A 23,189-nucleotide genomic window follows, 5' to 3' on the forward strand; every position below is an offset into this window, starting at 1 on the left:
TGATGAGCCTCTACGAGAACATCGCCGCCCTGCGTGCCGACCAGCGCTTCGCCGACACCGACCACTGGGCTGCCCACGGTGCCCAGTGGGCCAGTGGCGAGAGCAAACGCATCGAATGCCTGAGCGTCGTGGCCGAAACCCACGACGTGAAGACCTTCACTTTCCATAGCCCGGACTACCCTGCCCTGGCCTACGAACCGGGCCAGTTCCTCACCATTTCGCCAGTGATCGGCCAGCAGAGCGTGTCACGCTGCTACACCCTGTCGTCTACCCCGACCCGGCCGTTCACCTTCTCGATCACCGTCAAGCGGGTGCCGGGTGGTGCGGTCTCCAACTGGTTGCACGATAACCTCAAGGCCGGCGATGCCATGAGCGCCTCGGGGCCGGCCGGCGTCTTCACCCCCGTGGCCGGTCCGGCCCGCAAACTGCTGTACCTCTCCGCTGGCTCCGGGATCACCCCACTGATGGCCATGACCCGCGCCGCAGCCGACCTGCACGCCGACCTGGATATCGTCTTCGTGCACAGCGCGCGCACCCCCAAGGACATCATCTTTCGCGAGGAACTGGCCCGCCTGGAGCGCTCCATGCCCCGCCTGCGCACCCTGTTCTTTTGTGAAGGCCTGGGTGACGAACCGGACTGGTCCGGACCGATCGGGCGCCTGTCGATTGCCGAACTGCAGCAGCGCATCCCCGATTTCCTCGAGCGTTCGGTGTTCACCTGCGGCCCGAAAGGCTACATGGATGCCGCCAGGGCGCTGCTGGGGTCTGCCGGTTTCGACCTGGCGCGCTACCACCAGGAAAGCTTCGACATCAATGCCGAAGTCGTGGTCGAACCGACACCGGGCGCCGAACCCGGCCTGGCCCAGGACACCTTTACCGTTCGCCTGGCCCGCTCCGGCAAGTCATTCACCATGAGCGCCGACCAGACCGTGCTGTCGGCCGCGAAGAAAGCCGGCGCAGTCGTGCCCTCCTCGTGCAGCCAGGGCGTGTGCGGCACCTGCAAGACGGCGCTGCTCGAAGGCAGCGTCGAGATGAAACACAACGGTGGCATTCGCCAGCGCGAAATCGACAAGGGCCTGCGCCTGTTGTGCTGCAGCCGCCCGACCTCCGATCTGGTGATCGATCTCTGACAAGGCGCCCTCGGGCGCCTTTCCCTGACTCACATCGCCGTCGTCACCGAGGTGCTGGACGGGCAAACGCGCATCGGCGAACCGGCCTGACGGCCATCGGAGAAACCCTATGGAGGGGGTTTCTCCGGCCTTTGCACCCTAGCGCCGGAACGCGTAGATCCCGCCCAGCACCACCAACAGCGCGCCCACCACCAGGGACGTCTGCAAGGTCTCGCCAAACCACGTCACGCCGAACACCGACGCAAACAACAGCAGTGAGTAGTTGAATGGTTGCAAAGTCACGGCCGCCGCATATTTCAACGATTGCAGCAGCAACAATTGGGCGATCACCCCGCTGATCGACAGCACCAGCAGCAACCCCCACTCGGTCGATGACGGTGTCACCCATTGCGGCGCAGCCATCAGGGTCGACGCCAACGCGCCCCAGAACGCCATGTACAGCATGTTGGTGCCAAAGCTGTCGACTGCGCTGATCTTGCGCGTCAGCACACTGAAGAACGCGAACATCACCGCGCCCGCCAGGGGAATCAGCGAGGTCAGGCTGAACACGCCCATGCCCGGTTTGAGGATGATCAACGTACCGGCAAAGCCGATGACGCCGGCCACGCATTGCCGCGGGCTGATCCGTTCGCCCAGCAGCAGCGCGGCCAGCCCCATGGTCAGCAACGGGAAGATCGCATAGATCGCGTGGGTCTCGGCCAGCCCGAGGAAGCGCAGGGCCAGGCCGAAAACCATGATGTCGAACACGGCAATCAGCGACCGGCTCAGTTGCAGCCAGGGGTGAGCGCTTTTCAGCGCATTGCCCACCCCGCCCTTCATGCGCAGGAAACACAGGGCAAACAGCAGGAAAAACCAGTAGCGCACCATCATCAGTTGCGACACGGGCAGGTCCTTGACCAGGATCTTGGTGATCCCGTCCTGGGCAGCGAACACGAACATCGACATCAGGCACAGCCCGATGCCCAACCGCGTGCTTTTCGCCCGCCCCGCTTCGCTTATCGGCTCAACCACCGTGCTCATGCTCGATCACTCATCCAATGCGTCTTGAACACCCGAGCCCGGTGCCTGCCCGGAGGTAGCGCCGGCAACGGGTTCGGTATGATCTTAAGCACGCTGACGGCGTTTGACCAAACGCCACGATTACCACGCGGTGAGTTCCACGCCCGAGCTGACCAGACGGATCGTCAACGAGTGCCGACCCGCGTGTTCAGTCTTGCAGGAAACTGCTTTCGAAGGGATAGCGGGTCAACACTTCGCAACCGTCCTCGGTCACCAGCAGCTGGTTCTCCAGCTTGATGCCGTCCCGCCCGCCGACCTCGCCGATGTAGGCCTCGACGCACAGCGCCATGCCCGGTTCCAGCACACCCTCGTAGCCATACGATTCGACATCTTCCGGGTAGCGGATGCACGGGTATTCGTCGCACAAGCCGACACCATGGAACATCACGCCGTATCGCTGCGCGCGGCAGGATTCGGGCAGACGGTGGGCCAGGCGAGTCAACTCGGTGAAGCCCACGCCCGGACGAACCAGCTCTGTGTTGAAGCGAATGTGCTCGTGGGCGATGCGGTACAGGCGTTTTTGCTCGGCGCTGGGTTCCAGCCCGCCGCAGATCCAGCTGCGAGACATGTCCACGCACATGCCGTAGACACCGATCAGGTCCGTGTCGAAGGACAGCAGATCGCCGTCGCTCAATACCCTCGGGCCGGACTCCTGGTACCAGGGATTGGTGCGCGGGCCGGAGCTGAGAATGCGGGTTTCGATCCACTCGCCACCCCGGCGGATATTGCCGGCGTGCAGGGCGGACCAGACGTCGTTCTCGGTGGCACCGGCGCGCATGGCCTGGCGCATTTCACTGATCGAGGCCTCGCAGGAGGCCACGGCGCAACGCATGGCCTTGATCTCGTCCGGGCCCTTGATCACCCGGGCCAGCTCCGTGACTTCCTGGCCACTGCTGACCTGCACGCCCAGGGCATCGAGTGCGCGCAGACCGGCGACTTCGATGCGATCCACCGCCAGTCTGCGGTTGGCGCCGCCATGGCTGCGCAGCAATTCGTCCACCTGTGCGGCGAAGCGTTTGGCGTGTTGCTCGGTACGATCGCCGGTTTCGAAATAGAAAAAGGACGCCCCGCTGCGCAGCTCACTGATCAGCGGCAAGTGCGCGGAGAGGTGGTCGCAGCCGTGGAAATCCCACAGCACCACGTGCCCGCTGGCCGCGACGAAGCAGGCGCGGGCCGGGTTGTGGGTGGTCCACAGCTGCATGTTGGTGGTGTCGGTGGCGTAGCGAATGTTCAACGGGTCGAACAGCAGGATGCCAGCCAGGTCCCGTGCGACCAGTTGCGCCTTGAGCCGTTGCAGGCGGTATTCGCGCATCGTCGCCAGGTGTGGCGCGGGCAGGCCCGATTGCGCCCATTCGGCGAACGCCAACGGGGTCGGACCGATTTCGGTTCGATCGTTGTCGTCCGGGGATCCGTCCGCGCGGCGCCGGGAGGGATCGATACGGCGGGTGTCAGCAGGTCTCGAGAATGGCGAGTTCATCATGGCGATGGAGTCCTCCGGATCGCGTTGTCATAGCCCTGATCGCGGGACCAAGCCGCGATCAGGGAGCGGTCAACCCCTCAGTTACTGGCTTGAGTGGCCTGGACGCCCGCCTCCCGTGCAGCCTTCACCCAGCCGTCGAACTGCGCCTGGTGCGCGGCGATCCACTCGCGGGTATGGCGCTGGATATCGGCCATGGATTTCTCGCCCTGCTGCATTTTCAGGTTCTGCGCGCTCTCGTCCGCTGCCGGGATCTGCATCACCGACAGGAACTTGACCGCCGCCGGGTTCTTCTCGGCGAACTTGCGATTCACCAGTGCCTGAACCTTGTCCAGCGCGAAGCCCAGGTTCTTGCCCTCATAGGTGGTATCGAGGCTGTTGTCGCCGCCTGGAAGATCGGTCTTGGGCACCTGCAGCCAGACCACGTCGCGCCCTTCCACCAGCACCCCGGCGACCCACTGTGGAATCCAGGTGTAATAGAACACCGGCTTGCCTTCCTTGGCACGGGTGATGGTGTCGGCCATCAACGCGAAGTACGACCCCTGGTTCACATGGATGGATTTTTCCAGGTCGTAGGCTTTCATCTGGTGCGCAATCACCAGTTCGCAGCCCCAGCCCGGGTTGCAGCCGGTCATGTCGGCCTTGCCGTCGCCATCGGTGTCGAACAGCTTGGCGATTTCCGGTTTCTTCAGGTCGGTGATGTACTTGATGTTGTACTGGTCGGCGGTTTTCTTGTCGATCAGATAGCCCTGCAACACGCCGGGCAGGATATTGCCGACCTTGATCATGTTCTCGTCGCCGCCGGCCTTCTGGTAGAACGCGGCGTGCAGCTTGTCCCAGGCGTTGACGGTGAAATCCGCATCGCCGAAACCCACCGCCACGACCATGGTGGCGTATTCGGTCTCCTTGGGTTTCTGCACCTTGTAGCCCAGCTCGCGCAGACCGGCCAACGCCACTTCGCCACGGAATCGCTCTTCATCGACGGTCGGGAACGCCGGGGTGATCTTCACCCCCTCCCCCGGTTTATCCACGGAAGCGCTGGCGCCCAGGCAGGCCACGCTGAACGCCACGGCTGAGGCGCATTGCAGAAAACGGCGGGTGAATGTGGACTCGTACATCTTCGCTTACCTTTTGTGATTGTTGTGTGGATTGCGGCAGATAGAACGGTGAATCTCAGGCAGTCTCGCGCCGTCCGGCAGGCTGCGCGGCGCCGAACAGGCGCATCAGCACGCCCACGGGGCCGGTCTGGTACCAGCGCCGACTCGGGTCGGCATTGGTGCGGGCGCCCATGGCCTGGGTCAGGCGGTCGAGGAAAATCGCCAGCAGCACCAGGCCGACACCGCCCACGGTGGCCAGGCCCATGTCCAGACGGCCAATGCCGCGCAGGACCATCTGGCCCAGGCCGCCCACGGAAATCATCGAGGCGATCACCACCATCGACAGCGACAGCATCAGGGTCTGGTTGAGGCCGGCCATGATCGTCGAGGTGGCCAGCGGCAGTTGCACGCGGGTCAGCATCTGCCGAGGCGTGCAGCCAAAGGCACGGGCGGCCTCGATCTTGTCCTCGGGCACCTGGCGGATCCCCAGGTTGGTCAGACGCACCAGCGGCGGCAGGGCGAACACGATGGTCACCAGCACGCCGGGGACGTTGCCGATGCCAAACAGCATCACCACCGGGACCAGGTAGACGAATGCCGGCAAGGTCTGCATGGCGTCGAGCACCGGCCGTATCACCCGCTCAAGGCGGTCGCTGCGGGCGCAGACGATGCCCAGCGGAATGCCGATCACCGCGCAGAAGAACACCGAGGTCAGCACCAGGGCCAGGGTGGTCATGGATTCGGACCAGACCCCGATCAAACCGAGCAAGGTCAGGGTCACGAAGCACAGCAGCGCCATGCGCTTGCCGGCCAGCTGCCAGCCGAGCAGCGAGGACAGCAGGATGCCGATGCTCGGCGGAATGCTCTGCAAGCTGAACTCGATGCCATTGAGCACCTGGTCGATCGGCCAGCGGATCGCGCGGAACACCTCGCGAAAGTTCTGCACCATGTAGTTGAGTACCACTTCCACCCAGTCGCCCAAGGGGATGGTGATGGACTGGAAGGGATCAAGAAAGCTGAAATCGGACATCGTGGCTTACCTCTTTTGATCGGGGCGCTCAGTGGTGGGCGTGGGCGTGTTCCAGCTCTTTGCGGCAGACCCGGCAGACGGTCGCCGGGTCCAGCGCAGCGATATCGCCGGCCTTCAACATCCGGGACACGTCGAACCCCTTGAAGAAGGCCCGCACGTAGTCGTTGGCCGGTTGCTCGATCAGCTCCAGTGGCGTGCCGATCTGCACCACCCGCCCGCCTTCCATGATCGCGATGCGATGACCGATGCGAACGGCTTCCTCGATGTCGTGGGAAATGAAGATGATGGTGCGCTGCTGTTCGGCCTGCAGACGGATCAATTCGCCTTGCATCTCGCTGCGGATCAGCGGGTCAAGTGCGGAAAACGCTTCGTCCATCAGCAGGATGGTCGGGTCGTTGGCCAATGCACGAGCCAGGCCGACGCGCTGCTGCATACCGCCGGACAGTTGATGGGGGTAGCTGTATTCCTGGCCTGCCAGACCAACCTGGGCCAGGGCTTCCTTCGCCCGACAGTGCCGCTCGCTTTCCTTGACGCCGGAGATTTCCAGGCCGAAGGCGGTGTTTTCCAGCACGCTCATGTGCGGCATCAGGGCGAAGGACTGGAACACCATGCCCATTTCCTTGCGCCGCACGTCCAGCAACGCCTTGTCGCTCAGGCCGGTGATTTCCTTGCCGTTGAGGTGGATGCTGCCGGAGGTCGGCTCGATCAGGCGATTGAACAGCCGCACCATGGTCGACTTGCCCGAGCCGGACAGGCCCATGATCACGAAGATCTCGCCGCGCTTGACCGAAAAGCTGGCGTCGAACACACCGACCACATGACCGGTCTTCTTGAAGATTTCATTCTTGTCGGCACCGTTGTCCAACATCTTCATGGCCTGGTCCGGGTGGGGACCGAACACCTTGAAGATGTTCTTCACCGAAAGAATTTCATCGGTCTGGCTCATACGACCCTCTTTTTATATTTATATCGAACGAGCTGAACTGTATCCCTGTGGCTGCCCCCTGAATTGTATGAGCCGGTCAATTTGTATTATCCCGGCACCGAAAACGGCAGGCCGCTGCGGGGCGTTCGATGACTGGTCCGTTCTGTTATATGCGCCTCGACCGGGGCGGTGCAAAAGTACCGACCGCTTGCCGAAAGGCCCCTAAACAAAGGAAACATTCATGAGCCAAGTCCTGACCGTCGTTCGCAACGCCGCCGCCTCCCCCCTGGGAGAACACTCGCCGGCACGCCTGCCGATCGGCGAGCCCATTGCCGTCGCCGCCACCGGCCAGGCCCAGACCGATGATGCTGTCGGCGCCAGCATCGGCGTCTGGGAAAGCAGCCCGGGGTTGTTCCGCCGTCACCTGAAGAACCGCGAGTTCAGCCATATCGTCAGCGGCTGGTGCACCTTCACCCCGGACGGTGGCGAACCGGTGGAACTGCGCGCGGGTGACGCGGTGCTGTTTCCCGAGAACTGCGAAGGCGTATGGGACGTCCGCGAAACCCTGCGCAAAACCTACGTGCTGTTCTAAGGAGCCGGAACATGATCGAACGAATCAACCCCGGCCCGCGTGCCAGTCAATTGGTGCTGGTGGACGGCCGCATCGAGACCTCCGGCATCGTCGCGCTGGCACCGGGCGATATCGCCACGCAGACCCGCTGCGTCCTGGCGCAACTGGAGCAGTGGCTGGCACAGGTCGGCGCCGGCAAGAACCATCTGACCCGCCTGCAGATCTGGTTGGCGGACATGGGCGAATTTTCCGCCATGAACGAGGTGTACGACGCCTGGGTCGGTGACCAGCCTCCCGTGCGCGCCTGCGTCGGAGCCGCGCTGGCAGCCCCGCAATATCGCATAGAGATCCAGGCCTTCGGCCAGCTCTGAACCCCGCCCTGATACGGAGCTGTGCATCTGTGGGAGCGAGCCTGCTCGCGATTCGCCCGCACAGCCACCCTCTACGGCGTCTGACACTCCGCCATCGCGAGCAGGCTCGCTCCCACAGAAGGCAACGCGACGCCATTGGAATTAACCGATCCGCGCAGCGTTCTTCTATCAATTGTCCCCCGCATCATAGTGCGCCACTGCCCGCCCTCCGCATCATGTGACCCACAAGACAACATAGGCTGAAGGCACCCCTTATGTACCGTGGATTCTGGTATGCCCAGGCGCTTGACCTGGATAACGATCTGGCCCCTGCCCTGCAGGCATCGATTCAAGCTGACGTGTGCATCGTCGGCGGCGGCTACCTTGGCCTGTGGTCGGCCATCCGCCTGAAACAGGCCAACCCGGAAAAGAACATCGTCATCGTCGAACGCGACCGCTGCGGTGCGGGGGCCAGCGGCCGCAACGGCGGCGTCGCCACCAACTGGTGGGGCAAGTATCTGTCGTTGCGCACCATCTGCGGCGACGTCGAGGCCCGGCGTATTTGCGAAGCGGCGGAATCGGCCATCGACGAAATCGGCAGTTTCTGCCAGGAACATGGCATCGACGCTCAATACCGCAAGCACGGCTGGCTGTGGACCGCCACCAATCAGCGCCAGATGAATTCCTGGCGGGTGCTGACCGATGGCCTGCAGAACCTGGGCGTCAACCCGTTTCATGAGATGGATCGCCATACTATCCAGGGCCGGGTCGGCTCGCCCCTCGTGTTGGGCGGCATCTACGACCCGAACGCCGCCACTGTGCAGCCGGCCATGCTCGCCCGAGGCCTGCGCCGTGTGGCGCTGAAGCTGGGGGTGAACATCTACGAAAAGAGCCCGCTCACCCGCCTGGAGCAAGGCAAGCATCCGGTGGTGCATACCGAGCGCGGCGCCGTGCGTGCCGATCGCGTGGTGCTGGCGATGAACGCCTGGGGGGCGCGGTTCCCGGAGCTGCGCCGGATGATCGCGATCATGTCCAGCGACATGGTCGCCACCGCACCGGTCAAGGCCAGGCTGGACGCCATCGGTTTCAGTGGCGGCGAATGCATGACCGACTCGCGTACCGTGCTCAACTACTGGCGCAACACCCCGGACGGTCGTGTGGTGTTCGGCAAGCCGCTGGGCCAGTTTGCCTTTGCCGGGCGCATCGGCAATCTGTACGAGAAACCCTCGCCGGCGGCCGACAAGGTCACCGCCGAGTTGCGTCGCCTCTACCCGCAACTGTCCGGCGTGCCGATCGTCAGCAGTTGGACCGGCCCCATCGACCGCGCGATGAAGGGCCTGCCGAACTTCGGCTACCTCGACCATCACCAGAACATCGCCTACGGCATCGGTTTCTCCGGCAATGGCGTGGCGACCACGGTGTTTGCCAGCCGCATCATCAAGTCGCTGGTCGAGCATGCCAATGACGAGTGGGCCAACTGCGGCCTGGTCAACCAGCGCATGAAACTGTTGCCGCCGGAACCGTTGCGCTTCTTTGGCGCGCACCTGGTGCGCGATGCCCTGGTGCGCAAGGAATCCCTCGAAGATCACGACCAGGATGCGGGTTTCGTCACCCGCCAGCTGGTTGCCATGGCCCCGGCCGGCTACGTGCCGGCGCAAAAGAAATAAGGATTTGATCGTGACTGAACAGATCGTTTTTCTCGACGACGATGGCCTGGCGCCGTCGACCCGTCTGAAACGCCCGGACTGCAAGCACAGTTGGAAACAGTATGCCTATACCCGCCCCGAGCAGGTCATCGAGCATCTGCAAGAGGCGACGATTGCCATGACCTGCAGTGTGCCGCTGCGTGAGGAGCACCTGCGCCAATTGCCGAAGCTGAAGATGATTTCCCTGGCCCTGACCGGGCGCGATATCGTCGATGTCGACTACTGCGATGCCCATGGCATCCAGGTCACCAGCGTCCCGGGCTATGCCGCCAACACCGTGGCGGAGCACAGCCTGGCGATGATCCTTGAGCTGTTCCGCCGTCCGGCGGCGTTCACCCGGCTGATGCGCCAGGTGCATGCCGGTGAGGCGGCGTACCAGAACATCTACTTCAATCACCGCATCCGCGATGTGCGCGACAAACACCTGGCGATCATCGGCAGCGGGCCGATTGCCCTGCGCCTGGCGCATCTGGCCAGAGCCTTTGGCATGCAAGTGTTGTTCGAGGATCGTGGCGGCAAGCGTCGGGGGCCGGACTGCCGCCCGCTCAATGAACTGCTCGGCAACTGTGACGTGCTGTCGATCAACTGCCCGCTGACGCCCGAGACCTACAACCTGATCGATTCCGAGCGGCTGGCCTTGATGAAGCCCGATGCGGTGGTGGTCAATACCGGTCGAGGTGGCGTGGTCAACGAGGCCGCACTGATCGCTGCGCTGGAGAATGGTCGACTTGGCGGAGTGGCACTGGATGTGGTCGAACATGAGCCGCTGCATCCGGACAACCCGCTGTTCACCCTGATCGACCGCGATGATTTCCTGCTCAACCCGCACATCGCCTGGAGCAGCGAGGACGCCATGCAGCAGTTGATGGACAGTGCAGTGGACAACATCAATGCTTTCGTTGCCCGCCAGGACGCGACCAGGAAGATCCGTACGGCGTAAGCCCCTGTATGGGAGCGTGCGGGGTGCATGAGGTGGCCTGCGTCATCGTTGGCGACCATCGCGAGCAGGCTCGTTCCCAGCGTTTCCTGTGCACGATGATCTGCCGTTATCAGTCTTGCGCGGCAGCGCCATCAGGGCCGAATTCGGCGAGCAACCATTGGTACAGGCGGCGGCAACTGGCGTCGTTCTGCTTGTCCTCGTTGAAGCTCAGGTAGTGCTTGGAATCCTGCAGTACCAGCACTTCCCTGACCGGCCGGACCAGCAACCCCTCTTCCACCATCGGCCCCACCAGATGGTGCCAGCCCAGCACCACGCCTTGATGATTCAAGGCCAGCTGGATCAACAGGTTGTAGTCATTGGCATTGAAAAAGTGCGGGGTGTCGGTCGGTCGGGTCTTGAGGTCAATGTCGTGGTACGCGAACCACACGTTCCAATCGACGTGCTCGGCGACCTGCGAGCGCCCGAACGGGCTGAGATTGAGCAAGGCGCCGTCGCGTAGGTCCTGGACCTTGCGCAGTTGCGGATGGCGTTCAAGGTACAGCGGCGAGCACACCGGGTAGATCTGGTCATGCATCAACGCCTGGCTGTGGTAGCCGTCGTGGCTTTTCATCATCTTGCAGATGATGAAGTCCGGGTGCACACCGTTCTCCATGGTCAGGAAGTTCTGGGTGACCACCAGGTTCAGATCGATCTCGGGGTGTGCTTCGAAGAACGTTGGCAGCTTGGGCATCAGCAACAGGTTGGCGAACGCCTGCGAGCAACACAGGGTCACCACGTGTTTTGAGTTGCTGTTGCTGCTGATGCGCTCCGCCGCCTGGGCGATGTTGGTGAAGGATAACTGCACCGCATCGTAGAAAATCGACCCCGCGGACGTCAGCTCGACTGCCCGCCCGGCGCGGTTGAACAATTCTGCGCCGAGGTGCTCCTCCAGCTCGCGGATCTGCCGGCTGATGGCGGCCTGGGTGACGCACAGTGCCTCGGCCGCACGAGTGAAATTCTGGTAGCGCGCCGCCGCGACGAAGGCTTTCACGGCGCGCAGGGAGGGCATCTTGATCAGCGTCTGATCGGGTTCAGTATGTTTAACCATAACACCAGGTAATCAATAGCCCGCAAAAAATGTCGATTTCTGGGCGGGAGGCCCGGCTCTAGACTGTCCGCAAGCCAAAGCAAATGCAACAACCGCCTTTTCTCCGGGCGCACACAAGAAAATGCATGAGCCCACCTGTTCGGCGCGAATGCCGGCAGGCCCACCCATTGAACGAGGCCGCCACACAGCGCATCGTCAGAAACAGGTGGCACGCTTCAAGGACTGACTCGCGTTCGGATTTCGAACGGACTGCCAATGCACACCCTGAACGCCAGCGCCTGGCGGTCAGGGTTAACAGTTGGATAAAACCATAAGAAGAGGGTCGTATGAGCCATTCCGAAGAGATTCTTTCGGTAAAGAACATCTTCAAGGTCTTTGGTCCGAATCCGGACCTGGCCATGAAGATGTTGAACAACGGTGCCGACAAGAACGAGATCTTCAAGAAGACCGGCCATGTGGTCGGCGTGTTCGACGCCAGTTTCTCGGTCAAGCGCGGCGAGATCTTCGTGATCATGGGCCTGTCCGGCTCGGGCAAATCGACCATGGTGCGACTGTTCAACCGCCTGATCGAACCCACCTCGGGCACCATCCACCTCAACGGCAAGGAAATCACCGGCCTGAGCGACAAGGCGTTGCTGGATGTGCGGCGCAAGGAAATGGGCATGGTGTTCCAGTCCTTCGCCCTGATGCCACACATGAGCGTGCTGGAGAACGCCGCCTTTGGCCTGGAAATCTCCGGCGTCAATGAAAGCGAGCGGCACTGCCGGGCGAAGGAAGCGTTGGCCCAGGTTGGCCTGGCCGGCCATGAACACAGTTATCCGCACCAGCTCTCCGGCGGCATGCAGCAACGTGTCGGCCTGGCTCGTGCGCTGGCCAACGACCCGACCATCCTGCTGATGGACGAAGCGTTTTCCGCCCTTGACCCGCTGATCCGCAGCGAGATGCAAGGCGAGCTGATCCGCCTGCAGGCCGAGCAGCAGCGCACCATCATCTTCATTTCCCACGACATCGAGGAAGCCATCCGCATCGGCCATCGCATCGCGATCATGGAGGGCGGGCGCGTGGTGCAGATCGGTACGCCGCAGGAATTGATCAACCAGCCGGCGAACGAGTACGTGAGGACGTTCTTCAAGGGCTTCGATAGCTCACGGGTGCTCAAGGCGGGTGATGTCGCGCAGCTCGATCCGCAGACGGTGTGCCGAGTCAACGGCAAGGCGCCGCAGTTCAAGGCATGCACCGCCTTCGGCTACCTGATCGACGACAAGGGGCGGTTGCTGGGCGTGGTCGATACCGACGAAAGCGGCGCTTCGGCCAGTGACCGCTATTGCCAGCACGAACAGCAACCGGTGTACGTCGACACCCCGCTGCATGAAGTGCTCGATATCGCCGCCACACTGCCGTACCCGGTGCCGGTGCTCGGCCGTGATGGTTCGTTCAAGGGCACCGTGTCGAAGAACCAGTTGCTGCAGACCCTGAGCCGCCACTAAGCGCCAGCGTTCCTTTGAAGAGGTACTCGCAATGTCCGATTTCAGCTTCCTCGACCCCTTCCAGACCCTCACCATCCCCTTGGGCGACTGGGTGGAAGTAGTGCTCAACTACATGGTGCAGAATTTTCGCGAGGTGTTCCGCGCGATCCGCTGGCCGATCGATCAGGTGCTCAATGGCATCGAGTTCACCTTGCAGAGCATCCCGCCGAGCATCGGCATCCTGCTGTCCTCGCTGCTCGGCTGGCAGCTGGCCGGCAAGCGCATGGCGCTGCTGTGCTTCGTGACCCTGACCTTGCTCGGTTTGATCGGGGTCTGGTCCGAATCCATGACCACCCTGGCCCTGGTGCTGACCTCGGTGTTCTTTTGCGCGGTGATCGGCATTCCGCTGGGCATCGTCTGCGCCCGCAGCGACCGCCTCGAGCGGGTGATCCGGCCGGTGCTCGACGCCATGCAGACGCTGCCGGCATTCGTCTACCTGGTCCCGGTGGTGATGCTGTTTGGCATCGGCAACGTCCCCGGCGTGCTGGTGACCATCGTGTTCGCCCTGCCGCCGCTGGTGCGCCTGACCAACCTGGGTATCCGCCAGGTGCCCGAAGACAAGATCGAGGCCGCCCGTGCCTTTGGCTGCACCCCACGGCAGATGCTGACCCGCGTGCAACTGCCGCTGGCCACCTCGACCATCATGGCCGGTCTCAACCAGACCCTGATGCTGTCGCTGTCGATGGTGGTGATCGCTTCGATGATTTCCGTGGGCGGCCTGGGCCAGATGGTCCTGCGCGGCATTGGCCGTCTGGACATGGGCCTGGCCACCGTGGGCGGAGTCGGTCTGGTGCTGCTGGCGATTTTCCTCGACCGCCTGACCCAGGCCATGGGCGCCCGCACCAATGCCGACCCGAGCCGGCGCTGGTATCAGACCGGTCCCGTGGGCGTGCTGATGCGCCTGTTCGGCAACAAGCCGGCCAGTGTGCCCGGCAAGACCGCTTGAATGTCCATTTTTGAATCTGCCGTACACCCATAACAACCATTAAAGGTACGTGATGATGTTGAACAGCAATTTCACCCGCAACCTGCTCCAGTGCGCTGGCGCCGTCACTTTCACCCTGGCCTCGCTGGCCGCCCTCGCCTCGCCCGACAAGCCCGGCGAAGGTATCAAGGTGACGCCGATTTTTCCTTCGATCGCCGAGGAACGTTTCCGTGGCGAGGTGGCGATGGAGGGCCTGCGCGAGCTGGGCTACAAGGTCCAGGAGCCGAAAGAAACCGAATACGGCGTGATGATGATGGCGCTGTCCGGCGGCGATGCAGACTTCACCGTGCACCTGTGGGACCAGTTGCATGACGAGTTCTATCAGAAGGCCGGTGGCGACAAGACCATGGTCAAGGCCGGCGACATCCTGCCGGGCGTGCTGCAGGGCTACCTGATCGACAAGAAAACCGCCGAAAAATACAACATCAAGTACATCACCGACATGAAAAAGCCGGAGATCGCCAAGCTGTTCGACACCGATGGCGACGGCAAGGCCGACATGACCGGTTGCAACCCGGGCTGGGGCTGCGAACTGGTGATCGCCCACCACATGAAAGCCTATGACCTGGGAAATGCCATCAACGTCAACCAGGGCTCGTACTTCGCGCTGATGGCCGACACCATCGCCCGCTACAAGGAAGGCAAGCCGATCTTCTACTTCACCTGGGTGCCGCAATGGATCGCCAGCGTGTTGGTCGAGGACAAGGACGTGGTCTGGCTGGAGGTGCCGAAGACCGACCTGCCGGGCGGCAAGAACGACGTCAACACGATGTACAAGGGCAAGAACCTGGGCTTTGCCGTGGACAAGGTCGAGGCGGTGCTCAACAGGGACTTCGCCCAGAAGAACCCGGCGGCCTTGAAGTTCCTCTCGCTGGTGCAGATCACCTCGGACGACGAGAGTCAGCAGAACCTGAAGATGCAGGAAGGCGAGAAGAAACCCAAGGACATCACCCGCCATGCCAAGGAATGGGTGCAGGCGCACCGTGCACAGTTTGACGAGTGGCTGAAGGCTTCGCGGGCGGCAGCGGTGCAGGCCAGTAATTGATGGCAGCCACTCGCGCTGTTTCCTGATCACCCGCAGGCTCCCGCATCGCTGGTAAAGCACGGCGGGAACCTGTGGAGGGTTGGGGCTCAAGCCCTGGACCGGGTTGTCCACCCGCTCAGACGATCCCTCTCGGCCCCAACCCTGCGCAGTTGTCCGCGATGCGCGACGACCGCTTGCACGCTTGCATTGCCAATCAGGATTCGAACCATGACAAAAATAACTTCGTTGCCTGCCGATGATGACAGCTGTGGCTGGTTTCTCACCAGCAGGCCGCGCACCCCTGCCCCTGCCCATCAGGGCCACACGGCGGCGCGCTGGGTCATCGTCGGCGCCGGTTTCACGGGGCTGGCCGCCGCGCGTCAACTGGCCAGCCACTTTCCCGATGAGCAGATCATCCTGCTGGATGCGCAGCAGGTCGGTTTCGGCACCTCGGGACGCAACGCCGGCTTCGCCATCGACCTGCCCCATGACATCGGCGCCGAGGATTACATCGGCGACATCACCCTGGCGCGCAAGACCATGAAGCTCAACCTGAGTGGCAAGAACGCCCTCAAGGCGCTGGTCCAGCGCTTCGCCATCGACTGCCAGATGATGCACTGCGGCAAGTACCAGGCTGCCATCGAGCCCCGTGGCATTGCGGTGCTCGATGCTTACCGCCGTGGCCTGGACAAGCTCGACCAACCTTACGAAATGATCGACGGCGGCGATCTGCCGGAGCACATCGGCACCTCGTTCTACCGCAAGGCACTGTTCACGCCGGGCACTTCGCTGTTGCAGCCCGCCGCGCTGGTCAAGGGGCTGGCCGACAGCCTGCCGGCCAATGTGACGCTGCACGAAAACACCGTCATCACCGATGTCGAATACGGCAACCGCACCGTGCTGCGCCACGCCGGCGGTTCGATCACCGCCGACAAGTTGCTGCTGACCAACAACGCCTTCGGCCAACACTTCGGCTTCCTCAAGGGCCGCATGCTGCCGGTGTTCACCTACGCCAGCCTGACCCGGCCGATGACCGCGCAGGAGCAGGCACGCCTGGGTGGCAAGCCGTACTGGGGAGTGATCCCGGCCGATCCGTTCGGCACCACGGTGCGGCGCACGCCGGACAATCGGCTGCTGATTCGCAACAGTTTCAGTTTCAACCCGGATGGACGCAGCAACCACAAGTACCTGGAGCGCTTCGCCACGCGTCATCGCGCCTCGTTCGACCGGCGCTTCCCGATGCTTCCCGACCTGGCCTTCGAATACACCTGGGGCGGCGCCCTGGCGCTGTCGCGCAACCATGAAGGCTATTTCGGCGAGCTCGGGCCCAACGTCTACGGCGCGCTGTGCTGCAACGGCCTGGGCGTGACGCGCGGCACCGCCACCGGTCAGTTGCTGGCCGACTGGCTGGCCGGCGAGCGCAACGAGCTGATCGAGTTCCTGTTGAACTCGCCAGGCCCCAATGCCAACCCACCGCAACCCCTGCTCTCGATAGGCGTCAACCTGAACCTGGCCTGGGGGCAAATGCGCGCCGGCAAGGAAGGTTGATTGCACGTCGCTGAACCACAATCACTGCACTGAGGCTCACTCATGAAATTCGAAGGTATCTACACCCCGGCCATCACCCCCTTGGCCGCAGATGGCAGCATCGACAAGGCCGCGTTCGCCAACGTTCTGGAGTACCTGGTCGAGTCCAGGGTCCACGGCGTGATCATCGGCGGCTCCACCGGCGAGTACTACGCCCACACCGCCCAGGAGCGCTTCGAGCTGGCCGCCCAGGCCAAGGATGTGCTCAACGGCCGCCTGCCGCTGATCGTCGGCACCGGTGCCATCCGCACCGAGGACTCCGTGGCCTATGCCGCTGCCGCTCGGGAGATCAAGGCCGATGCCCTGCTGGTCGGCACCCCGCCGTACGCGCTGCCGACCCAGGAGGAAATCGCCCTCCACGTCAAAGCCGTGGATCGCGCCGGCGGCCTGCCGATCATGCTCTACAACTACCCGGGCCGCATGAGCGTGAGCATGGGCGAAGCGTTCTTCGATGCGGTCGCCGACGTGAAGAACATCGCGGCCATCAAGGAAAGCTCCGGTGACATGGCCCAGTTGCACCGCCTGGCCATCCAGCGCCCGAACATCGCCCTGTCCTGCGGCTGGGACGACCAGGCCCTGGAATTCTTCGCCTGGGGTGCCACGAGCTGGACCTGTGCCGGCTCCAACTTCATTCCACGGGAACACATCGCCCTGTACGAGGCCTGCGTGATCGAGCAGGACTTTGCCAAGGGCCGTCGGATCATGGCCGAGCTGATGCCGCTGATGGACTACCTCGAAGGCGGCAAGTTCGTGCAGTCGATCAAGTACGGCAGTGAGCTTCAGGGCCTGCGCAGCGGTGGCGTACGCGCCCCGCTGCAGGGCCTGAACGACCGTGAAAAAGCCGAACTCAAGGACGTGATCACCACCCTCAAGCGCAATATCGCCCAGATCACCGGAGGTGCATGAAATGGCTGAATTGTTGAGCAAGGAACAATACGCGGCGCTGGCCTACCAACTGAAATTCCGTACCCAGGCCTTCATTGACGGTGAGTTTCGCGATGCGATCTCGGGCAACACCTTCGTCACCACCAACCCGGCCACCGGCCAGAAGCTGGCCGACGTCGCCGCCTGCGACGTCCAGGATGTCGATGTCGCCGTGGCGGCGGCAAAACAGGCTTTCGAAGATGGCCGCTGGGCAAAACTGTCGCCGGGCGAGCGCAAACATATCCTGCTGGATTTCGCCCGCCTGCTGGAAGAGAACGCCCATGAACTGGCCGTGCTGGAAAGCCTGGACAGCGGCAAACCGGTCAGTGAATGCCAGAACGTCGATGTACCGGAAACCATCCACACCCTGCGCTGGCATGCCGAGCTGATCGACAAGATCTACGACAGCACCGCGCCTACGGGTTCAGCGGCGGTGACCCTGGTGGTACGCGAAGCCATTGGCGTGGTGGGCCTGGTGCTGCCGTGGAACTTCCCCCTGTTGATGCTGGCGTGGAAGATTGCGCCGTCGCTGGCCGCCGGTTGCTCCATCGTGGTCAAACCGGCCAGGGAAACCACCCTCAGCGCCCTGCGCGTGGTCGAACTGGCGCACCAGGCCGGGATCCCGCCGGGCGTGTTCAACATCGTGCCTGGCGGCGGTCGCGAGGCCGGCGAAGCCATTGGCCGGCACATGGACGTGTCTATGGTCAGCTTCACCGGGTCTACCGAGACCGGGCGTCTGTTCCTCCGGTACGCCGCCGACTCCAACCTCAAGCGCGTGGTGCTGGAGCTGGGTGGCAAGAACCCGGCCGTGGTCATGAACGACTGTGAGGACCTGGACGAAGTGGCCCAGTTCGTCACCGCCGGCGCCTTCTGGAACATGGGCGAAAACTGCTCGGCCTCCTCGCGCCTGATCGTTCACAAGGACGTGAAGGACGACCTGCTCGGGCTGATTGCCAAGCACCTCAAGGACTGGAAACTGGGTGACCCGCTGGACCCGGACAATCGCCTGGGGGCCATGGTCAGCAAGGCGCATTTCGATAAGGTGACTTCATACCTGCAGCACGCTGTCGAGGGCAAACTCAAGGTGGTCCAGGGTGGCGCGACCGAAGCGGGGGTGTTCGTGCAACCGACCATCATCGACGGTGTGGGCCGCGATGATCGGCTGTTCATCGAGGAGATTTTCGGTCCGGTGCTGAGCGTGACAACGTTCTCGACCCTCGATGAAGCCATCGAACTGGCCAACGACACGGTCTATGGCCTGGCCGCCTCCGCCTACACCGGCAGCCTGCGCAATGCCCTGCGTCTGTCGCGGGAGATCCGCGCCGGCGTGGTCACGGTCAACTGCTTCGGCGAAGGCGATGCCTCGACACCGTTCGGAGGCTACAAGGAATCGGGCTTTGGTGGACGTGACAAATCGATCTGGGCCCACGATCAGTACACGGAGTTGAAAACCATCTGGATCAACGCTTCGTAGGGTGCCTGAACTTCCATCGCGGGCAGTCTCGCGCCCCACTGGGTCAGTACCTGCCCGCGATGGACGTCACGCGGCAACGCATGGCGAGCAACACGAAAGGTGCAGGCTGCCGACCCTTTCCATCAGTTGTAGAGGCTTGCCCCCTACATCTGTGTCAATTAACCCACTCCTCCATCGTTTCGCCGGGTCCCGCCCGGCATTCTGCGCGCACATAATGGACTTACAACAATAAAGGGGGTCCCCCTAAGGCGTGTAAGTCATGTACAAAGACCTTGTCGTCAAACCACGCAGGACCGATAGCGCCGTCTTCATGGGATCGGTCGCTGTCGTGATTTTCGTCATCACGCTGGCCTGCGGTTTGGGCGAGGGTCGCCTGTCCCAGTTGATGGGCCCCATCGTCCTGGATCTGCAGGCCCCGCTGGCGCGTGACATCGCCGTTGGCTTCACCTTCACCCTCACGGTGGTGTTGAACCTGTTCATTCTCGGCCGGCTGCCGTTGCGTACGCAGATCATCACGGTCTGGTGCGAATTGCTGGCACTGTTCCTGTTGTTCTTCGACACCTTCAACCTTTCCTACAGCTTCATCGCCACCAAAGTCGGCTTCATGATTACCCAAGGGGTATTCACCACGGTCTACGTGTCCGCGATCTCGATTGCCATCGCGTTTGTCCTGGCGTTGCTGGGGGCGACGGCGCGGTTGTCTTCCAATGGTTTCGCCATTGCCATCGCCAGCTTCTACACCTCGTTCTTCCGTGGTGTTCCATTGCTGATCCAGATCTACCTGATCTACCTGGGCATTCCTCAGCTCGGCTATGTGGTCGGGGCCGTACCCGCCGGGATCCTCGCGCTCTCGCTGTGCTATGGCGCCTACATGACGGAGATTTTCCGTGCCGGCATCAGCAGTATTCCGCGCGGCCAGTGGGAAGCCTCACGGGCGATCGGACTCAATCCGTTCCAGGCCATGACCCGGGTGATTCTCCCGCAGTCCATGCGCCTGATCATTCCACCGACGGGCAACCAGTTCATCTCGATGCTCAAGGACAGTTCGCTGGTGTCGGTGATCGGGGTCTGGGAGCTGATGTTCCTGGCACGGACGCAAGGCCGCGCCGAGTTCCGTCACCTGGAAATGCTCATCACCGCCGCCGTGCTCTATTGGCTGCTGTCGATCGTGCTGGAAACCGTCCAGGCGCGCCTGGAAAAGCACTTCAACCGTGCCCACCGCTGAGTCAGGAGCCTTAGGATGAATCAGCTTGCAACCGCGCTCTGCCCTGCCGTTTCGATCAACGACATGCACAAGTGGTATGGGGAATTTCATGTGCTCAAGGGCATTGACCTGCACATTGCCAGCGGCGAAATCGTGGTGGTCTGCGGGCCGTCCGGCTCCGGCAAGTCCACCTTGATCCGTTGCCTGAACCTGCTGGAAGACTTCCAGAAAGGCAGCGTGTTCATCGAGGGCGTCGAGTTGACCCGGGAAGCCACCCGCGTGGCCGACGTCAGGCGTCAGGTCGGCATGGTGTTCCAGCAGTTCAACCTGTTTCCGCACATGACCGTGCTGGAAAACCTCATGCTCGGGCCGCGCCTGGTGAGCAAGCTCAGTGAGGCCCAGGCCCGTGAACTGGCCTGTGAATACCTCGCCCGGGTCCGCATCGGCAACCAGGCAGACAAGTATCCCGGCCAACTCTCCGGCGGCCAGCAGCAACGTGTGGCCATCGCCCGTGCCCTGTGCATGCGCCCGCGCATCATGCTGTTCGACGAACCGACCTCGGCGCTGGACCCGGAAATGGTCAAGGAAGTGCTGGATGTGATGGGCGAGCTCGCCCAGGACGGCATCACGATGGTGTGCGTCACCCACGAGATGGGATTCGCCCGGCGCGTCGCCGACCGGATCATCTTCATGGACCAGGGCTGCATCATCGAACAGGCCAAACCCAAGGAGTTTTTCGACAACCCGCAGCACGAACGCGCCCGGGAGTTTCTATCGCAGATTCTCAGCCACTGAGAAGCATCAGCCGTACCGCCCCAAGTCATCGACAAAAACAACAACAAAACCCGCGCCCCTGGAGGCTTACCCATGATCTCGCTTACCCGTTTCTTCGCTGCAGCCGCTGTCGCCACCGCCGTCACGACCACCGCAGGCGCCGCCTGGGCCGGCGCGACCCTCGACCGCGTGCATGACACCAAGGTGATAAAAGTCGCCACTGCGGCGAACTGGCCACCGCAGTCGTTCCTCGGCCCGGACAACAAGCTGCAGGGCTTCGATATAGACGTCGCCACCGAAATCGGCAAGCGTCTGGGAAGCAAGGTCACCTTCGTCACGCCCGAATACGGCATCATCACCGCCGGACGCTGGTCGAATCGCTGGGACCTGTCGGTCGGCTCCATGACCCCCACGACCGAGCGCAGTCGGGTCCTCGATTTCCCGGCGATCTATTACTACACGCCTTATGTCTTCGCGGTGCACAAGGATGCCGCCGGGGCCAAACCGGCGGACCTGAACGGCAAGGTGATCGGCGTCGAAGCCGGGACGACGTCGGAGGATTACATCAACCGTCGCCTGAAAATCGACGCGGCCGATGTGCCGGCCTTTACCTACGACGTCACGCCCGGTGAAATCCAGACCTACGGCGACAGCATGGGCCCGCTGGATGACCTGCGCATGGGTAACGGGGTGCGCCTGAATGCCACCTTGTCCGCGCTGCCGACCATCGTTGCCGCCGTCAAGAATGGCTATCCGATCGTGCAGGTCGAAGGCAAGCCTGCCTACTACGAACCGCTGGCCATCGCCGTCGACAAGGGTGACGACGCCTTCAACAGTGCGCTGACCAAGATCGTCGCGGACATGAAAACCGACGGCACCCTCAAGCAACTGTCGGAAAAATGGTACGGCGCCGACCTCACCCAGGTGCAATAACCCCTCCATGCGTTGCCGGGCGCCCGTCTTGAACGCGGCGCGCGGCTTGCCTGTGCCGTGAAAATAAGGACAACGCACTTCATGTACATCAACAACTATTACACCGCCACCATGCAATACGCGACCGAGCACGCGGCGCTGACAGGTGCTGCGCAAGCCGACGTGTGCATCGTCGGCGCCGGACTGGCCGGTCTGAGCACCGCCTGGGAACTGCTCTCGCGTGGCAAATCCGTGGTGCTGCTCGACGCCGGTCGCGTGGCCTGGGGGGCTTCCGGGCGCAACGGCGGTTTCGTCCTGCAGGGTTGGTCCGAGGGCCTGACGTCCATCGAGCGTCGGTGCGGCAAGGCGACCGCCGCAGCGCTGTTCAAACTGTCCCTCGAAGGGGTCGACACGGTTCGCGACATGATCGCCCGGCATCAATTCCCGGGCTGCGCGCCAACGCCCGGAAAGCTCAGCGTCGTGCGCTATGAGGATGGCGACAACCTGCAGCGACTGCGCGACAAAATGGCCACCGACTTCGATTTCCACCTCGAGTACCTGGATCGCCAGGCCGTGCGCGAGCGCTTGAAGACCGATCGCTATTTCCAGGCGCTGCGCGATGTCCACGGCTTTCATTTCCATCCGTTGAATTATTGCCTGGGGCTGGCCCAGCTCATTGCGCGCAACGGCGGCAGGATCCATGAGCATTCAGCCATGGTCCGGGTGCAGAGCGAGCGCGGACGGCACCGGGTGATCACCGATCAAGGCAGCGTCGATTGCGCCCATGTCGTGTATTGCTGCGGTGGCTACGGTGGCCCCGAGTTCGGCAAGCTGCGCCGCGCCTTCCTGCCGATTGCGACCTACGCCGTTCTCACCGAACGCCTGGGCGAGCGCCTGGCGGACGCGGTCGCGACCACCGATGCGGTGGGTGACAATCGCCGGGCCTCGGACTATTACCGGATTGTCGACGGTGACCGCCTGCTCTGGGGCGGCCGGATCACCACCCGCAACCTGCAGGATGAAAAGCGCCTGGGCCAGTTGCTGACCGACGACATTCTCGATGTCTATCCGCAGTTGCGCGGCATCCGGATCGATAAGGCCTGGTCCGGGCTGATGGGCTATGCGCGGCACAAAATGCCGCACATCGGCCCCCTGGGTCAGGGCTTGTGGACATGTACATCGTTTGGCGGCCATGGTATGAACACCGCGCCGATTGGCGCACGCGTCATTGCCGAAGCCATCTGCGGCGAGACCGATCGCTACCGCCTGTTCGATGCCTATGGCCTGCAATGGAACGGTGGCCCGCTCGGCCCGGCAGCCGCACAAACGGTTTACGCCGGCCTGAAGATGATGGATATGTTCCAGGAAACCCGTTCGCAACGCCGAGCGGCCGTTAAAAACTGAAGC

At 62.8% G+C, this 23,189-nt stretch carries 21 protein-coding genes; 15 read left to right on the forward strand and 6 right to left on the reverse strand.

The genetic code is table 11. From position 1 onward, the window contains the following. The first annotated feature begins 2 nt into the window (after window positions 1-2). Window positions 3-1,130 (forward strand): hybrid-cluster NAD(P)-dependent oxidoreductase, encoded by a 1,128-nt coding sequence (locus IB249_RS22715; RefSeq protein ID WP_192307967.1) that lies wholly within the window; start codon window positions 3-5, stop codon window positions 1,128-1,130. Window positions 1,131-1,268: 138 nt separating this feature from the next. On the opposite strand, the gene IB249_RS22720 is transcribed toward IB249_RS22715, so the two are convergent. From IB249_RS22720 to IB249_RS22740, 5 genes are all read right to left on the reverse strand, one after another. After that, window positions 1,269-2,150 (reverse strand): DMT family transporter, encoded by an 882-nt coding sequence (locus IB249_RS22720; RefSeq protein WP_192307968.1) that lies wholly within the window; start codon window positions 2,148-2,150, stop codon window positions 1,269-1,271. A 187-nt stretch (window positions 2,151-2,337) separates the two neighbouring features. After that, entirely contained in the window at window positions 2,338-3,669 is a 1,332-nt protein-coding gene (dddP, locus tag IB249_RS22725; protein ID WP_192307969.1) for a dimethylsulfonioproprionate lyase DddP, read from the reverse strand. A gap of 77 nt (window positions 3,670-3,746) precedes the next feature. Continuing rightward, complete coding sequence (gene proX, locus IB249_RS22730) at window positions 3,747-4,784, reverse strand: glycine betaine/L-proline ABC transporter substrate-binding protein ProX (protein WP_192307970.1); 1,038 nt, start codon at window positions 4,782-4,784, stop codon at window positions 3,747-3,749. 55 nt (window positions 4,785-4,839) lie between these two features. Then, window positions 4,840-5,793: a glycine betaine/L-proline ABC transporter permease ProW gene (gene proW / locus IB249_RS22735; protein WP_192307971.1), complete on the reverse strand. Its 954-nt coding sequence runs from the start codon at window positions 5,791-5,793 to the stop codon at window positions 4,840-4,842. 28 nt (window positions 5,794-5,821) lie between these two features. Then, on the reverse strand, window positions 5,822-6,739 hold the full coding sequence (locus tag IB249_RS22740; RefSeq protein WP_192307972.1) for a quaternary amine ABC transporter ATP-binding protein: 918 nt from the start codon (window positions 6,737-6,739) through the stop codon (window positions 5,822-5,824). Window positions 6,740-6,959: 220 nt separating this feature from the next. Here IB249_RS22740 and IB249_RS22745 point away from each other — a divergent pair, with 220 nt between their 5' ends. From IB249_RS22745 to IB249_RS22760, 4 genes are all read left to right on the forward strand, one after another. After that, on the forward strand, window positions 6,960-7,310 hold the full coding sequence (locus IB249_RS22745; protein WP_192307973.1) for a cupin domain-containing protein: 351 nt from the start codon (window positions 6,960-6,962) through the stop codon (window positions 7,308-7,310). 11 nt (window positions 7,311-7,321) lie between these two features. After that, window positions 7,322-7,660: a RidA family protein gene (locus IB249_RS22750; RefSeq protein WP_192307974.1), complete on the forward strand. Its 339-nt coding sequence runs from the start codon at window positions 7,322-7,324 to the stop codon at window positions 7,658-7,660. 254 nt (window positions 7,661-7,914) lie between these two features. Beyond that, a complete protein-coding gene (locus IB249_RS22755) occupies window positions 7,915-9,306 on the forward strand; it encodes an NAD(P)/FAD-dependent oxidoreductase (RefSeq protein WP_192307975.1) in 1,392 nt (463 codons plus the stop codon). Between the two features lie 10 nt (window positions 9,307-9,316). After that, window positions 9,317-10,285 carry an NAD(P)-dependent oxidoreductase gene (locus IB249_RS22760; RefSeq protein WP_192307976.1) on the forward strand — a complete coding sequence of 323 codons (969 nt, stop codon included), beginning with the start codon at window positions 9,317-9,319 and terminating at the stop codon, window positions 10,283-10,285. 109 nt (window positions 10,286-10,394) lie between these two features. Here IB249_RS22760 and IB249_RS22765 read toward each other — a convergent pair whose 3' ends face one another. Next, window positions 10,395-11,372 carry a LysR family transcriptional regulator gene (locus tag IB249_RS22765; RefSeq protein ID WP_192307977.1) on the reverse strand — a complete coding sequence of 326 codons (978 nt, stop codon included), beginning with the start codon at window positions 11,370-11,372 and terminating at the stop codon, window positions 10,395-10,397. Window positions 11,373-11,698: 326 nt separating this feature from the next. Between IB249_RS22765 and IB249_RS22770 the strand changes: the two genes are divergently transcribed. From IB249_RS22770 to IB249_RS22815, 10 genes are all read left to right on the forward strand, one after another. Further along, window positions 11,699-12,859: a quaternary amine ABC transporter ATP-binding protein gene (locus IB249_RS22770; RefSeq protein WP_192307978.1), complete on the forward strand. Its 1,161-nt coding sequence runs from the start codon at window positions 11,699-11,701 to the stop codon at window positions 12,857-12,859. 31 nt (window positions 12,860-12,890) lie between these two features. After that, window positions 12,891-13,844 (forward strand): glycine betaine/L-proline ABC transporter permease ProW, encoded by a 954-nt coding sequence (gene proW / locus IB249_RS22775; protein ID WP_192307979.1) that lies wholly within the window; start codon window positions 12,891-12,893, stop codon window positions 13,842-13,844. Between the two features lie 55 nt (window positions 13,845-13,899). Then, complete coding sequence (proX, locus tag IB249_RS22780) at window positions 13,900-14,928, forward strand: glycine betaine/L-proline ABC transporter substrate-binding protein ProX (protein WP_192307980.1); 1,029 nt, start codon at window positions 13,900-13,902, stop codon at window positions 14,926-14,928. A 207-nt stretch (window positions 14,929-15,135) separates the two neighbouring features. Continuing rightward, window positions 15,136-16,455 (forward strand): NAD(P)/FAD-dependent oxidoreductase, encoded by a 1,320-nt coding sequence (locus IB249_RS22785; RefSeq protein WP_192307981.1) that lies wholly within the window; start codon window positions 15,136-15,138, stop codon window positions 16,453-16,455. 42 nt (window positions 16,456-16,497) lie between these two features. Further along, the gene (locus IB249_RS22790; protein WP_192307982.1) at window positions 16,498-17,400 is read left to right on the forward strand and encodes a dihydrodipicolinate synthase family protein; all 903 of its coding nucleotides are present in this window, start codon (window positions 16,498-16,500) and stop codon (window positions 17,398-17,400) included. A 1-nt stretch (window position 17,401) separates the two neighbouring features. Beyond that, window positions 17,402-18,892: an aldehyde dehydrogenase gene (locus tag IB249_RS22795; RefSeq protein WP_192307983.1), complete on the forward strand. Its 1,491-nt coding sequence runs from the start codon at window positions 17,402-17,404 to the stop codon at window positions 18,890-18,892. 259 nt (window positions 18,893-19,151) lie between these two features. Beyond that, a complete protein-coding gene (locus IB249_RS22800; RefSeq protein ID WP_192307984.1) occupies window positions 19,152-20,117 on the forward strand; it encodes an amino acid ABC transporter permease in 966 nt (321 codons plus the stop codon). 15 nt (window positions 20,118-20,132) lie between these two features. Next, the gene (locus IB249_RS22805; protein ID WP_192307985.1) at window positions 20,133-20,891 is read left to right on the forward strand and encodes an amino acid ABC transporter ATP-binding protein; all 759 of its coding nucleotides are present in this window, start codon (window positions 20,133-20,135) and stop codon (window positions 20,889-20,891) included. A gap of 72 nt (window positions 20,892-20,963) precedes the next feature. Further along, entirely contained in the window at window positions 20,964-21,803 is an 840-nt protein-coding gene (locus IB249_RS22810) for a transporter substrate-binding domain-containing protein (RefSeq protein WP_192307986.1), read from the forward strand. An 81-nt stretch (window positions 21,804-21,884) separates the two neighbouring features. Next, window positions 21,885-23,186 (forward strand): NAD(P)/FAD-dependent oxidoreductase, encoded by a 1,302-nt coding sequence (locus IB249_RS22815; protein WP_192307987.1) that lies wholly within the window; start codon window positions 21,885-21,887, stop codon window positions 23,184-23,186. Window positions 23,187-23,189: the final 3 nt, after the last annotated feature.

It is taken from the genome of Pseudomonas sp. PDM04, assembly GCF_014851765.1.
Taxonomy (GTDB): domain Bacteria; phylum Pseudomonadota; class Gammaproteobacteria; order Pseudomonadales; family Pseudomonadaceae; genus Aquipseudomonas.